This is a genomic window from Paenibacillus pasadenensis, from assembly GCF_002864175.1.
Taxonomy (GTDB): Bacteria; Bacillota; Bacilli; order Paenibacillales; family Paenibacillaceae; genus Paenibacillus_O; species Paenibacillus_O pasadenensis.
This window is the reverse complement of the sequence record NZ_NFEZ01000004.1, coordinates 3,047,093-3,061,032: the sequence shown is the minus strand read 5'-3', so window position 1 is coordinate 3,061,032 and position 13,940 is coordinate 3,047,093. Positions and strand designations below refer to the sequence as shown.

Sequence of the window (13,940 nt, the reverse complement as noted above, 5' to 3'; positions counted from 1 at the left end):
GGCAAGCACGAGGAGGCACGAGGAGGAGAAGACGATGGCGATTGGGGCAAAGCGTGTTCCGGCGCAGGAGGCGTCCCGGCGCGGAGCAAGCTCGGAGGAAGCCGCGCTCGGCGCGGCGGCACCGCTTCTGGAGATCGAAGGGCTGCGCGTATCGTTCCTGCAGTATGGTCGCGGGCTGCAAAGAAGGACCGTGCAGGCGCTCGCCGGCGTCGACCTGAGCGTAGGAGCGGGCGAGCTCGTCGCGCTCGTCGGCTCCAGCGGCTCGGGCAAAAGCCTGCTCGCCCATGCCGTCATGGGGCTGCTGCCGGACAATGCCCGCTCATCCGGCTCGATCCGGTATGCCGGCGAGCCTCTTGACGGCGAGAGGCTGCTGCGCCTGCGCGGCAAGGAGCTGGCGCTCGTGCCGCAAGGCGTCACGTACCTGGACCCGCTGCTGCGCGCGGGCGAGCAGGCGCTCGGCCGGCAGCGCGGGCCGCAGGCGCGGAGCCGGCTGCGCGCGGTTTTCTCCCGCTTCGGCTTGCCGGAGCGGGCCGAGCGGCTGTATCCGCATCAGCTGTCCGGCGGCATGGCGCGCAAGGTGCTCGTCTCCGCCGCGGCGCTCGGCGGCGCGCGCCTCGTCGTTGCGGACGAGCCGACGCCCGGCATGGAGGCGGGCAAGGCGGCGGAAGCGCTGCAGGCGCTGCGCGAGCTGGCGGACGGCGGCTGCGGCGTGCTGCTGCTGACGCATGACATCGAGGCGGCGCTGCGCGTCGCGGACCGGGTCGCGGTGCTGTACGCCGGCGAGGCGGTCGAGCTGGCCGCCGCGTCCGATTTTGCCGGAGCCGGCGAGCGGCTGCGCCATCCGTATACGCGGGCGCTGTGGCAGGCGCTGCCGGCGAACGGCTTCCGGCCTCTGCCGGGCGTGCAGCCGGCGCCCGAGGAAGCCGCGGCCAGCTGCGCCTTCGCCGCCCGCTGCGGGCAGGCCGCGCCGGAGTGCCGCGCCGCCAAGCCGGCGATGCGGGTGTGGAGAGGCGGCCAGGTGCGATGCTTCAAGCCGGACTGAGGACGGTCGAATGGACGCGCGATGTGGCGGCGGAGCGGTTTGGCTTGGAGGGGATCTCGGATTGAGGGCGGTGGGATGGACGCGTGAGTTAGCGGAGGAGCGGTTTGGCTTGGAAGGGAGTTGGGACGTGTCGAGGCGGAATGAGGGCAGAGTGATGGTCATGGATCGGTCCGGAAAAGGCGCCGGTCGTGTCGAGGCGGATGAGCCGGGCAGGAGGCTAGATATGCTGGAAGTGGACAAAGTGGGGATTCATCTAGGCGGACGCTGGCTGCTCCGCGACATGAGCCTGACGCTGGAGGCGGGCGAAGTGGTCGGCATCAGCGGCGACAGCGGCGTCGGCAAATCGACGCTGGCGCGGATGCTCGCGGGCCATCTGGCTCCGGACGAAGGGGAGGTCCGGTACGGCGGCCGGCCGGCCGCGCGGCGCGGACCGCATCCGGCGCAGCTCGTGCTGCAGCATCCCGAGCGCGCGGTCAATCCGCGCTGGCGCATCCGCCGCATCCTCGCCGAAGCGGGAGCGCCGGAGCCGAGCCTGCTGGAGGCGCTGCAGATCGCGCCTTCCTGGCTGGACCGCTGGCCTTTGGAGCTGTCGGGCGGCGAGCTGCAGCGCGTCTGCATCGCCCGGGCGCTCGGCCCGGCGACGCGCGTCCTGATCGCCGACGAGATGACGGCGATGCTCGACGCGCTCACGCAGGCCGGCATTTGGCGCGCGGCGCTCGGCGTCGCGCAGGAGCGGGGGCTCGGCGTGCTGGCGATCAGCCACGACGAGGCGCTGCTCGAGCGCATCTGCACGCGCCGTCTTCGCTGGGAGGAGCTGCGCGGGGACGCGACGACAGTAATGATGCCTTGACGTCGGGCTTCGGGATGCCTTGAAGTCGGACTTTAGGGCGACTTGAACGCCGCGCGCGGGCAGCAAAGGCGGGCGAGACGAGCCCAATCTCGAATCCAAGGCACTCAAAGTGCCTTGAACCAGCGAGGACGAGCCCGATCTCGAATTCAGGGCACCCAAAGTGCCTTGAATCAGCGAGGACGAGCTTACTCTCGGATCCAGGGCATCCAAAGTGCCTTGAACCAGCGAAACCCAGACCAATCTCGAATCCAGGGCACCCAAAGTGCCTTGAACCAGCGAAACCCAAACCAATCTCGAATCCAGGGCACTTAAAGTGCCTTGAAACAGCGAAACCCAAACCAATCTCGAAACCAGGGCACTCAAAGTGCCTTGAATCATCGAAACCCAAACCAATCTCGAATCCAAGGCACCCAAAGTGCCTTGAACCAGCGAGAACCAATCCAATCTCGAATTCAGGACACCCAAAGTGCCTTGGATCAGCGAGAACCAATCCAATCTCGAATTCAGGACACCCAAAGTGCCTTGGATCAGCGAGAACCAATCCAATCTCGAGTTCAAGGCACTCAGAGTGCCTTGAATCATCAAAGACGAGCCCGATCTCGAATCCAGGGCACCCAAAGTGCCTTGAACCAGCGAGAACCAATCCAATCTCGAATTCAGGACACCCAAAGTGCCTTGGATCAGCGAGAACCAATCCAATCTCGAGTTCAAGGCACTCAAAGTGCCTTGAACCAGCGAAACCTAGACCAATCTCGAACCAAGGCACCCAGAGTGCCTTGAATCATCGAAGACGAGTCCGATCTCGAATTCAGGGCACTCAAAGTGCCTTGAACCAGCGAAACCTAGACCAATCTCGAATCCAGGGCACTCAAAGTGCCTTGAACCAGCGAAACCTAGACCAATCTCGAATCCAGGGCACTCAAAGTGCCTTGAACCAGCGAAACCCAGACCAATCTCGAATCCAAGGCACTCAAAGTGCCTTGAACCAGCGAAACCCAAACCAATCTCGAATCCAAGGCACTCAGAGTGCCTTGAACCAGCGAAACCCAGACCAATCTCGAATCCAAGGCACTCAAAGTGCCTTGAACCAGCGAAACCCAAACCAATCTCGAATCCAAGGCACTCAGAGTGCCTTGAACCAGCGAAACCCAGACCAATCTCGAATCCAGGGCACCCAAAGTGCCTTGAACCAGCGAAACCCAGACCAATCTCGAATTCAGGGCACTCAAAGTGCCTTGAATTCAAAAAAAGGCGAAGCCGAGAGCATGCTCTCGGCTTCGCCTTATTGGCTATTTGAGCGGCAACCCGCGTCGGCGACGGCATCCTTACGTTGCCGCGTCAGCCCGCATCACGCGCTGGCCGGGCCGGTTTCCGCCGCGTCGTCCGGTTCAGCTCAGCTCTTACTTCAGCAGCCACAGAGCCGGCACGTTCGGCGGCTCCCAGCCTTGCAGCGATGTGTGCGGCTGGCGGCAGGAGTACGTCTTGCCGCCGTACGTGACGAGGTCGCCGGTCTTGTAGCTGACGCCGGCCGCCCACGCCTGGGCGCCGGAAGCGGCGTCCGTCGTCACGGTCAGCGAGGCGGCGGCGGACAGGTTGCCGGCGGCGTCCTTGGCTTTGACCGCAAACGTGTAGGCGGTCGACGGCGACAAGCCCGTGACGACGAGCCTCGTCGCAGCCGTTTCCACCGACGTCGATCCATAGGTCACGACATAGCCCGTAACGCCGACGTTGTCGGTCGAAGCGCTCCAGCCGAGCGTGACGCTTGAAGCCGTCTTGGCGGTCGCGGCGAGCGAGCCCGGAGCGGTCGGCGGCGTCGTATCGGCGGAAGGCGCGCTCGTCGTGACGGAGAGCGGAACGCTGGCGGCGGACAGGTTGCCGGCGGCGTCCTTCGCCTTGACCGTGAACGTGTAGGCGGTATTGGCCGTGAGGCCGGCGACGGTCGCCGACGTGCCGGACGTCTGCAGCGAGCTGCCGCCATAATAGACGACATACCCCGTTACGCCGCGGTTGTCGGTCGATGCGCCCCAGGAGAGCGACACGCTCGAAGCCGTTTTGGCGGTCGAGACGACGTTCGCCGGAGCGGTCGGCGGCTGCGTGTCCGGCGCGCTCGGCGCGATGGCGTTCAGGTAGGCGCGATGCTGCCTGGAAAATTCGAAGCCGTTGAATTTATCCCAGTTGACCGACCAGGTCATGAGGCCGCCGAAGCTCGGATAGCCGGTCGAGCTGCCGCGCGTCTTGTACGTGCTCAGCTGCTGGCCCTTGATGAGCGCGTCGAGCGCCTTCTGCACCTCCGCGACGGAGGTGAAGCCGCCGCCCGCGTTGCCGTTCGCCGGCAGGCCGAGCAGAACCTGCTCCTGACGCAGCGGCGGGAAGAAGCTGGCGGCGTTTTTGGCCACGGGGAAGCCGGTCAGCAGCATGTCGGCCATGGCGACGTGGAAGTCGGCATTGCCCATCGTATGATACTGGTCGTCCAGGCCGGTGATCGGGCCGGAGTTGTAGTTCTGCACCTGCAGCCAGTCGAGGATGTCGCGGGTCGCGTGGATGACCGGCAGGTAGGCGCCGGCGCGGCTGTCGCAGCTGATGCAGCTGCCGCCGTAGAACGAATAGCCGAGCTGGACGAAAAACGTCTCCGGAGCCATCGTCAGCACGAACTTGTCGCTGCCGTAACGGGCGTCGATCGTCTTGAGCGCGCTGATCAGGTTGACGATGACCGGCGTGGTCGGGTTCTTGAAGTCGGAGTCGCCGGCGTTCAGGTAGAGCGAATGGCCTTCGAAATCGACATCGAGGCCATCGAAGCCGTACTTGTCGATGATGCCGGAGACGCTGCTGACGAACGCGTCGCGGGCGGCTGTCGAAGCGAGCTGCACCTGTCCGTTCGCGCCGCCGATCGAGATGAGCACCTTTTTGCCTTGGCTTTTCAAATAAGCGACGTCGGCCTTGAAATCCGCTTCCGTATAATTGTAGGGAGCGAAGCCGATGTTGCCGGTCGAGCTGCCGCCGACGGGCTCGGCGAAGCTGACGTTCACCACGTCGAAGTCGGGCGAGACGTCGCGCAGCCGGATGAACCCGGAGCCGTTGTCGAAATTGTGCCAGTAGCCGACGATCTTGTAGCCGCCGGCCGGAGCGGCCTCGGCGGCTTTTGGCGCGGACAGGGCGGCGGCGCTCAGGCCGGCCGCGAGCGCGAGGGACAGGCAGGCGGCCGCGAGGCGGCGCGGCAGCTTGAACCGGGTTGGGGTCAAATGATTTTCCTCCTTCGGATAGGGAAATGAGTTCCCTTCCATTATCCGGCGGTCCAGGAGGGCCGGTAAGGGGAAAATCAAGCGGACGGAGGGACAAATTCCGCCGGTCGCCCGCCCGCAAGCGGCCGGTGACAAGCGTTTCGCAGCCAGAGCGGACCTCTGGCCCGGAGCCTCCCGCCGCGGCTTTGGCCAGCGCTTTCATCGCGCGCCGCGGTTGTGGTACGATAGGAAGGCCATTTTGGCGGCGACTCGCCGCAAGCAACAGGAGGAGCGGACCACGATGAGAGTGATCGCGGGCGAAGCGAAAGGGCGCGCGCTCAAGGCTGTGCCCGGCATGAATACGAGGCCGACGACCGACAAGGTCAAGGAAGCGATCTTCAGCATGATCGGTCCTTACTTCGACGGCGGCTGGGCGCTCGATCTGTTCGCCGGCACGGGAGGCCTCGGCATCGAGGCGCTGAGCCGGGGGATGGACAAGGCGGTGTTCGTCGACATGGACCGCGCGAGCGTGGCGGTCGTGCGCGCGAACGTCGCGGCGGCCGGCATGGCCGCGCGGGCGGAGATCTATACCAATGAAGCGGGACGTGCCGTCAAGGCGCTGCAGAAGCGGGGACAGCGGTTTTCGGCCGTTTTTCTCGATCCGCCCTACCGGCTGACGCATATGGACGAGCTGATCGCCGAGCTCCAGGAGCGGGAGCTGCTGGCGGACGATGCGGTCATCGTCGTGGAGCATGACGCTTCCCGCGCCTATCCGGAGCGGATCGGCGCATGGGAGCGGAGCAAGCGGGCGGAGTACGGCGAGACGGCGGTCACGGTGTACCGCCGTCGCGAAGACGGGAATACGGAGGCTGCAGATGGACAAGAAGGATAGGCATCTAGAAGGAACGGCCGGCGCGGAGGCGGAGACCGCTGCGGGCACGGCGGGAAAGGGGCGCATCGCGGTCTATCCGGGCAGCTTCGATCCGGTCACCTGCGGCCACCTGGACATCATCCAGCGGGCGGCCCGGCAGTTCGACACGGTCATCGTCGCCGTGCTCAACAATACGAGCAAAAACCCGCTGTTCTCCGTGGAGGAAAGGAAGCGGCTGCTCGTCGAAATTACGAAGGACATCCCCAACGTGGAGGTCGACAGCTTCCGCGACCTGACCGTTCGGTTCATGCGCTCGCGCGGCGCGAGCACGATCGTGCGCGGCATCCGCACGGTGACGGACTTCGAGTACGAGCTGCAGCTCGCCTCGATGAACCATCGGCTCGACGAGGAGATCGAGACGATCTTCATGATGACCAATCCGAAATATTCCTACTTGAGCTCCAGCATGGTCAAAGAAATCGCCCGGTTCCAAGGCAGCGTCAAGGACCTGGTGCCGCCGGCGGTCGAAAGGGAGCTGCTGCTCAAATATCCGGACCGGCCTGAGTAAGGCCGGTTTTTGTTCGTGCCGGGGAAGCTTGCGCGCGTCAAAACGGGCAGGCGGAACGAACGAGACGCCACGTCGTCGAGTCGCCGCATCGCCCGGGCCGTTCCGGCGCTCACGCCTCGGTGCGGGCGGAGCGCCGCAGGCGCAGAGCCAGCGCGGCAGCGGCCGACAGCAGCAGCAGCGCCGAGACGAGCGCTGCGGCGAGCGGCAGCTGCAGCAGCAGCGCTCCGCGCAGCACGCCGCTCCAGGCGCCGGGCTCCTGGAGCAGCCGCTGGGCTCCGGCCGCCCAGCCCGTGGGCGGCGCCCAGCCCGCGCCGGCAAAGGCGGGAGCGGCCGAGCCGGCCAGCGACGACAGCGGCCGCCACAGCAGCAGCGCAAGCCCGCCGGAATAAGCGGCGGCGAGCAGGCGCGAGCCGGCGAGCGGCAGCAGGCGCAGGCCGCTGCCGCTCGCCGCTCCGCCCGCCTGCAGCAGGGCGCACAGCCCGCCCCAGCCGAGCGCGGCGGCGAGCGCGGCCGCCTGCAGCAGCGAGGCGGGCTCCGGCGCATGCCAGCTGGCCAGCGCCGCCGCGCCCAGATGCGCCTCGGCGGCGGCGGTCAGTCCAGGGCCGGCGATGGCGGCAGGCAGCAGGGGCTGCAGCAGGCGCAGCAGCACGGAGGCGAGGATGATCAGTCCGCCGGCCGCCATGAGCTGCTGAACGGCGCCGTTCACGCCGTCGCCGAGCGCTTTGCCGAAGCTGCGGCCGTCGCGCGCGCGGCCGTCCTCGACCGCTTGCAGGGCGCGGGACGCGAGGCTGGCGCGGGTCGCTGCCGGGCGCATCGCGACTGGCGCGGGCGGGCCTTCCGCTGCCGGCTCCCCTTCGCGGTCGGAGCCGGACGCGTCCCGCGATCCGGCGCCTGTCAAGCCGCTGGGCTCGGCGGCTGCGGCCGACGCGTTCGTGCCGTCCGCGCTTGTCGTCTTCGTCTCTGCGGCCGAGAGCGGCGCGAGTCGGCTCATCGTCCAGGCGGCGAGCAGCGAGCCGGCCCAGAGCAGCGGCAGCAGCAGCAGACCGAACAGCGGCTGATGGAGGAAGCCCGCGCCGAGCACGACGATGACGAACAGCGGGTTGGGCGAATGGACGAGCGCGAGCAGCCGTTGTCCTTGCGCGGGAGTGAGGCGTTGCGAGCGGACGAGCCGCGCCGCCGCGCTCGAGCCGGCCGGATAGCCGCTCGTCCAGCCTTGGACGAGCGCCCAGCCGGCAGAGCCGGGCAGGCGGAGCTGCCGCATGAGCGGCGCCAGCAGCACGCCGAGGCCGTCGACGAGGCCGAAGGCGAGCATGAGCTCGGCGAGCACGAGAAAGGGAAGCACGGCAGGGAAGACGAAATTCCACCACAGCGACAGTCCGGACAGCGACGCCTGGAACGCCTCGGACGTGCCGCCGACGATGGCGGCGACGACGAGGATGGCGGCGCAGGCGGTCAAGAGGGTACGGAGCATGGATCGGTCCTCCTTCGATCTGGGACGGGCAGGCTCCTGTATGTATACGCATCGGCGGACGGGCTTAGAAGAACGGGGAGAGCGGAGGAGGGGGAGGCATGCGGGAAAAAAGGACGGGCCTTGCGCCGCGGGCGTCGATCCGCCGCTGGCTGCCCGCGCTGGCGCTGGCGGGATTCGTCGCAGCGGCGGCGCTGCCGCGGCCGTATTACGTGCAGACGGCTGGATTCGCGCGGAATGCCGCGCCGCTGATCCAGTTCGGAGCGGCCATGGAGGGGCGCGAGGCCGAAGCGGCTGCCGCCGCGACGGGTCCGGCGTGGCTGTATACGGCGGTCAAGCTGGAGCGGGCGAGCTTGCTGGAGGCGGCGTACGCCGAGCTGACGGGGCGCGGAGACGCGCTGAGCGTGCGTTCGGTGCTCGGCGGGGCGTCGGAGGAGGCTTACCGGATACGGATGGAAGAAGCGATGCGGCAAGCGCTGCTCTTGGCGGCGAGAGCGGCGGCCGACGAGGCGAAGCGGGAGGTGGTCGAGGCGGAGGGTGAGGCCGGGACGTCGGAGCGAGAGGCGGAAAAAGCCGGCTCCCAGCCGTCCGGCCTGCGGCTCGCGGACGGAGGCCGGGAGCCGCTATGGCTCGGCGCGGCCGCAGCGGGCGGACCGTCCGCCGGGCTGATGGCGGCGCTGTCGCTGTACGATCGGCTGACGCCCGATGCGGAGCTGCTCGGCGGCCGCCGCATCGCGGGCACCGGCACGATCGACGCCGCCGGCCGCATCGGAGCGGTCGGCGGCGTCGCCCGCAAGGCCCAGGCGGCCGTGGATGCGGGAGCCGGCCTGTTCGTCGCGCCGAAGTCGGAGGCGGGCGAGGCGGAAAAAGCGGCGCGGCGCGCCGGCGGGCGGATGCGCGTCGTCGGCGCGGACACGCTCGCCGAGGCGGTCGCCCTGCTGCAGCCGCGGCGAATCTTCGAGCGCCAGCGGCTGCAGGCGGATCGGCTGCGGATCTTCGAGCGCCAGCGGCTACGGGCGGATCGGCTGCGGATCTTCGAGCGCCAGCGGCTACAGGCGGATCGGCGGCTCGTAATAGTCGCGCAGCAGCCGCCTCGGATCGCGGCTGCCGCCGCCTGCGGCATGCACCGCCGTGCCGCGGACGTCCAGCTCCAGCAGCGGCAGCCCGTCCGCCCGCGCGGCGCTGGTCAGCACAGGCGCCGACGCCTCGCGCCGCATGCGCGCGAGCAGCTGCTGGCCGCGCGGCGTGAAGCCGAGCACGCGGATGTAGCCGGGGCCGGCCGCCAGGCGCTCGCGGCCAAGCTCCGCGGCGCGCAGGTTCAGCAGCACGCCGAGCAGCGCGCGCTGCAGCCGCGTGCGCGTATAGCGCTTCGTCTTGACGGCGGCGAGCAGCGGCTCGAAGCCGAGCTCCGGCAGCGCCGCGAGCTGGGCGGCGATCCGCCGCTCCAGTCCTTCGCCGAAGCCGAGCGTGCCTGCGAGCGAGGCGGGCGGCTCGACGAGCAGCCGGTGCAGCAGCTGCGGAAAGTAGTCGTCCCAGCGGCGCGGCGCCTCGCCGGCGGCGAGCTGCTCCTCCACGACGCGCAGCGTGGACGCCGGCACGTAGCGCGCGATGCCGGCCGCGCCGCCGCCCTGCTCCAGCATGCGGCGGATCGCGGTCGCGCTGGCGATCGAGCCGCTGCCGGCCTCGTCATGGTAGCCGGCCCCTTCGCGGCGGATCGTAAGCGGCTCCATGCGGCCGCCGAGCCGCTCGAGCGCAAGCAGATAATGCAGGCCGAGCGTCATGTTCGGCTGCGCGAGCTGCTCCGCCGCGAGCGGCGGGAACTCCGCGCCGCCGTCCCGGCGCAGCAGTTCGGCGGCCGCGGCGGAGTACGCGGACGGATACGGGAGCCCTCGCTCCAGGCCGGACGCCAGCGCCGCGCGAAACGATTCCGGCTCCTCCGCGAGCAAGCGGGCGGCAGCGCGCAGCGGCGCCAGCTCGCCGGTCTCGCTGCCGAAGCAGAACGCGTCGACGACGCCTGTCGCCTCGAGCGTCCAGACGGCGCCGTAGGCGAACCATTCGGCCGGCTGCACGGCATAGGCGAGCGGAAGCTCGAGCACGAGGTCGATGCCGCCTTCGAGGGCGGTGCGGGTCCGGGCCCACTTGTCCATGAGCGCGGGCTCGCCGCGCTGCAGGAAGCTGCCGCTCATGACGGCGACGGACGCTTCGGCGCCGGCGGCTTCCTTCGATTTTTGAAGATGATAGGCATGGCCATGGTGAAACGGGTTATACTCGACGATAAGGCCTACGGTCCGCATCCTTGCACCTCGCTTCGGTCAGCGTTTTCATTCCTACTATAGCACGGGCGGAACGAAGCGGTGAATGACAAGGAGATTTGGTTGACAAAAGGCTTCCAAGCTCGATATAATAAATTTTGTTTGTTTGGAGTGATCTTATGGAATTTCGTGTCATGGAAGTCGTGTCCAAAGGACAGGAGCCCAGCTTCCGCGAGAAGCTGGATGTAACCGAGCTGCTGCAGGATCGCAAGGACGTCGTTGCGGCCAAGCCTATGTCCGTGGAGCTTGACGTCCGGCCCTACGAGGGCACGGCGCAGGTGGCCGGAGAGCTTCGCGCCGATCTGACGATGGTCTGCTCGCGCTGCCTGGAGCCGGTGGAGGAGCATCTGAGCATTCCGATCGAGGAGCGTTTCGCGCTCGCCTCGATGGTGAAGGATCCGGAGGCGGACGAGGACCTCATCCTCGTCGCAGAGGACAAGGTCGACCTTCAGCCTTACGTGGAGGGCACCCTGCTCATCTACCTGCCGATGGCGCCGCTCTGCAGCGACGACTGCAAGGGGCTTTGCCCGAATTGCGGAACCAACCTGAACGAGCAATCATGCGGCTGTTCCAGGGATGTCATCGATCCCCGGTTCGAGGCGCTTAAAAAGCTGCTGGAGTAGAAGCGGCTCATGATTGAGGCAACGCCGATCTTTGAAGGAGGTGTTAGACAATGGCAGTACCACAACGCAGAACGTCCAAGACCCGCCGCGACAAACGCCGCACGCACTTCAAGCTGACTGTGCCGGGCATGGTGAAGTGCGAGCAGTGCGGAGAGCTCAAGCTGGCTCACCATGTTTGCAAAGTTTGCGGATACTACAAAACCAAAGAGGTTATTTCCCAATAGTCCTCTTCCGTCCCTTCGGGGGAACCGAAGCGCCCGCCATTCCGGCGGGCGTTTTTTTTGGGTTTGCGGGCCGGGGGCAATTCTACTATACTGAATTGGTACCAGGTGTTAAACTTCGGAATCGTGCATAGGTTAAGGTTAAAGGTGGTGCAGGTCATCGAACGCCTTCCGAAAAAGCAGCGGCATCAGCAGCTACTGAAGCATATGGAGGACAATCCCTTCATGACGGACCGCGAGCTGACCCGCCTGCTCAAAGTAAGCATCCAGACGGTCCGCCTGGATCGGATGGAGCTCGGCATACCCGAGCTTCGCGAGCGGCTCAAGCTGATGGCGGAGCGCTCGTACGATCCGATCCGCTCGCTGCAGGCCGACGAGGTGATCGGCGAGATCGTCGATCTGCAGCTTGACCGCAGCGGCATCTCGATTTTCGAGATCGGGGAGGAGCATGCCTTCTCCCGCAGCGGCATCGCGCGGGGACATCATCTGTTCGCGCAGGCGAACTCGCTTGCCGTCGCCGTCATCAACGACGAGGTCGCGCTGACCGCGACGGCGGACATCCGCTTCCTGCGGCCGGTCCGCCTCGGAGAGAAGTGCATCGCCAAGGCGTACGTGCGCCGGGCCGGGCAGCGCAGCAAGGCCAAGGTTGAGGTGTTTTCCTACGTCGGGGACGAGCTGGTGTTCGAAGGCCAGTTCATGATCCACCGTTCCGGCGGCGAAGCGGCAAGCATAGAAGGAGGAGACGAGCATTGAAGATCGCGATTGACGCGATGGGCGGAGACCGCGCGCCTGCGGAGATCGTCAAGGGGGCGCTGGCGGCGGCCCGCGAATGGCCCGACACGCAGCTCGTGCTGGTCGGCGCCCCCGAGGCGATCGAAGCGCATCTGGACGGCGCTCCGCCGTCCAATCTGACGATCCATCCCGCCAGCGAGAGGATCGAGGCGGACGACGAGCCGGTGCGCGCCGTGCGCCGCAAGAAGGACGCCTCGATGGTCGTAGCCGGACGGCTCGTCCGCGAAGGCGCGGCGGACGCGATGCTGTCCGCAGGCAATACCGGCGCGCTCATGACGGCCGGCCTGCTCGTCGTCGGCCGCATGGACGGCATCGAGCGTCCGGCGCTCGCGCCGGTGCTGCCGACGCTCGACAACGTCGGCGTGCTGGCGCTCGACCTTGGCGCCAACATGGACGCCAAGCCGGAGCATCTCGCGCAGTACGCGGTCATGGGCAGCATCTACCGCGAGAAGGTGCACGGCATCGCGCGTCCGCGCGTCGGCCTGCTCAACGTCGGCACCGAGCCGGGCAAAGGCAGCGAGCTGACGAAGGCGGCGTTCGAGCTGCTGGAGAAGGCTCCCATTGAATTTGTCGGCAACGTCGAGTCGCGCGACGTCATGCAGCGCAATTGCGACGTGCTCGTATGCGACGGCTTCGCCGGCAACATTTTGCTCAAGACGATGGAGGGCACGGCCGGAGCGATCATGAAGGAGCTGAAGTCCGCCTTCACGAGCAGCCTGCTGACGAAGCTGGCCGCCGCCGTGCTCATGCCCGGGCTCAAAGGGCTGAAGAGCAAGATGGACTACGCCCAGTACGGCGGAGCGCCGCTGCTCGGGCTGAACGGACTCGTCGTCAAATGCCACGGCTCCTCGGATGCCGAGTCGGTCAAAAACGCCGTCCGCCAGGCGCGGATCGCGCTGCAGGCCCGGCTCATCCCGACGGTGGCCGCAGAGATAAAAGGAAAAGAGGTCCTGTCATGAAGTCCATATCGGTCGGCATCATCGGCACCGGCAAGTACGTCCCCGAGAAGGTTCTTACGAACCAAGACCTGGAGCGGATGGTCGAGACGAACGACGAATGGATCGTCACCCGCACCGGCATCCGCGAGCGGCGCATCGCCGCCGAAGGGCAGGCGACGTCCGACCTCGCCTTCGAGGCGAGCTTGAAGGCGCTCGAGAGCGCCGGCATCACGGCCGAGCAGCTCGATCTGATCATCGTCGCGACGATCACGCCCGATATGTTCTTCCCGTCCACGGCGAGCCTGCTGCAGGATCGGCTCGGCGCCTCCCGCGCCGCGGCATTCGACCTGTCGGCGGCTTGCTCGGGCTTCATTTACGGCCTGGCGACGGCGTCGAGCATGATCCAGGCAGGCCTGTACAAGCATGTGCTGCTCGTCGGCGCGGAATGCCTCTCGCGCATCACCGACTACACGGATCGCAACACCTGCATCCTGTTCGGCGACGGCGCGGGCGCGGTCGTGCTCGGCGAGGTGCCGGAGGGACGGGGCTTCCGGTCGTTCGAGCTCGGCTCCGACGGCAGCGGCGGCCAGCTGCTCAAGATTCCGGGCGGCGGCTCGCGCCTGCCGTCGACGGCGGACAGCGTCGAGGCCAAGCAGCATTACCTCAAGATGGCCGGCAACGACGTGTTCAAGTTCGCGGTGCGCGTCATGGGCGCCTCGGCGGAGCAGGCGCTGTCCAAGGCCGGCTTCGGCAAAGGCGACATCGACCTGCTCATCCCGCATCAGGCGAACATCCGCATCATCCAGTCCGCTCTGAACCGGCTGGAGCTGCCGGAGGACAAGGCGATGGTCAATCTCGACCGCTACGGCAACGTATCGGCCGCCTCGATCCCGCTGGCGCTCGCCGAAGCCGTCGAGCAGGGCAAGGTGAGCGAAGGCGACAAGCTGCTGCTCGTCGGCTTCGGCGGCGGCCTCACCTGGGGGGCATCCGTCCTCGTCTGGTGACAGGACTCGGCGTCCTCCGAACGGGAGGACGCC

The 13,940-nt window shown here is 67.2% G+C and carries 12 protein-coding genes and 1 pseudogene; 10 read left to right on the top strand and 3 right to left on the bottom strand.

The window, feature by feature from the left end:
• The first annotated feature begins 34 nt into the window (after positions 1-34).
• Together B8V81_RS22860 and B8V81_RS22855 are read left to right on the top strand one after the other, a co-directional pair.
• A complete protein-coding gene (locus B8V81_RS22860; protein ID WP_084136411.1) occupies positions 35-1,042 on the top strand; it encodes an oligopeptide/dipeptide ABC transporter ATP-binding protein in 1,008 nt (335 codons plus the stop codon).
• Positions 1,043-1,265: 223 nt separating this feature from the next.
• Positions 1,266-1,892 (top strand): ABC transporter ATP-binding protein, encoded by a 627-nt coding sequence (locus B8V81_RS22855; protein WP_028596827.1) that lies wholly within the window; start codon positions 1,266-1,268, stop codon positions 1,890-1,892.
• A gap of 1,400 nt (positions 1,893-3,292) precedes the next feature.
• Here the strand turns inward: B8V81_RS22855 and B8V81_RS22850 are convergent.
• Positions 3,293-5,131, bottom strand: coding sequence for a fibronectin type III domain-containing protein (locus tag B8V81_RS22850; RefSeq protein WP_244912804.1), 1,839 nt, complete (start codon positions 5,129-5,131; stop codon positions 3,293-3,295).
• Between the two features lie 280 nt (positions 5,132-5,411).
• Here B8V81_RS22850 and rsmD point away from each other — a divergent pair, with 280 nt between their 5' ends.
• On the top strand, positions 5,412-6,002 hold the full coding sequence (rsmD, locus tag B8V81_RS22845) for a 16S rRNA (guanine(966)-N(2))-methyltransferase RsmD (protein ID WP_101809250.1): 591 nt from the start codon (positions 5,412-5,414) through the stop codon (positions 6,000-6,002).
• Positions 5,986-6,549 carry a pantetheine-phosphate adenylyltransferase gene (gene coaD / locus B8V81_RS22840; RefSeq protein ID WP_084136541.1) on the top strand — a complete coding sequence of 188 codons (564 nt, stop codon included), beginning with the start codon at positions 5,986-5,988 and terminating at the stop codon, positions 6,547-6,549. Before rsmD ends, coaD begins: the two co-directional genes overlap by 17 nt.
• Before the next feature lie 109 nt (positions 6,550-6,658).
• Here the strand turns inward: coaD and B8V81_RS22835 are convergent, their stop codons facing one another.
• The gene (locus B8V81_RS22835) at positions 6,659-8,020 is read right to left on the bottom strand and encodes a nucleoside recognition domain-containing protein (RefSeq protein ID WP_101809249.1); all 1,362 of its coding nucleotides are present in this window, start codon (positions 8,018-8,020) and stop codon (positions 6,659-6,661) included.
• A 98-nt stretch (positions 8,021-8,118) separates the two neighbouring features.
• Between B8V81_RS22835 and B8V81_RS26315 the strand changes: the two are divergent.
• A pseudogene (locus B8V81_RS26315) lies at positions 8,119-8,889 on the top strand (S16 family serine protease); the annotation flags it as partial.
• A 177-nt stretch (positions 8,890-9,066) separates the two neighbouring features.
• Here B8V81_RS26315 and B8V81_RS22825 read toward each other — a convergent pair.
• Complete coding sequence (locus B8V81_RS22825) at positions 9,067-10,311, bottom strand: nucleotidyltransferase (RefSeq protein WP_028597470.1); 1,245 nt, start codon at positions 10,309-10,311, stop codon at positions 9,067-9,069.
• 137 nt (positions 10,312-10,448) lie between these two features.
• Between B8V81_RS22825 and B8V81_RS22820 the strand changes: the two genes are divergently transcribed.
• From B8V81_RS22820 to B8V81_RS22800, 5 genes are all read left to right on the top strand, one after another.
• Positions 10,449-10,952: a YceD family protein gene (locus B8V81_RS22820; RefSeq protein ID WP_101809247.1), complete on the top strand. Its 504-nt coding sequence runs from the start codon at positions 10,449-10,451 to the stop codon at positions 10,950-10,952.
• 50 nt (positions 10,953-11,002) lie between these two features.
• Positions 11,003-11,176, top strand: a complete 174-nt coding sequence (rpmF, locus tag B8V81_RS22815; protein ID WP_028597468.1) for a 50S ribosomal protein L32 — start codon at positions 11,003-11,005, stop codon at positions 11,174-11,176.
• A gap of 144 nt (positions 11,177-11,320) precedes the next feature.
• Complete coding sequence (gene fapR / locus B8V81_RS22810; RefSeq protein ID WP_028597467.1) at positions 11,321-11,926, top strand: transcription factor FapR; 606 nt, start codon at positions 11,321-11,323, stop codon at positions 11,924-11,926.
• A complete protein-coding gene (gene plsX, locus B8V81_RS22805) occupies positions 11,923-12,924 on the top strand; it encodes a phosphate acyltransferase PlsX (RefSeq protein WP_101809246.1) in 1,002 nt (333 codons plus the stop codon). Before fapR ends, plsX begins: the two co-directional genes overlap by 4 nt.
• A complete protein-coding gene (locus B8V81_RS22800) occupies positions 12,921-13,907 on the top strand; it encodes a beta-ketoacyl-ACP synthase III (RefSeq protein WP_101809245.1) in 987 nt (328 codons plus the stop codon). Before plsX ends, B8V81_RS22800 begins: the two co-directional genes overlap by 4 nt.
• Positions 13,908-13,940 lie beyond the last annotated feature (33 nt).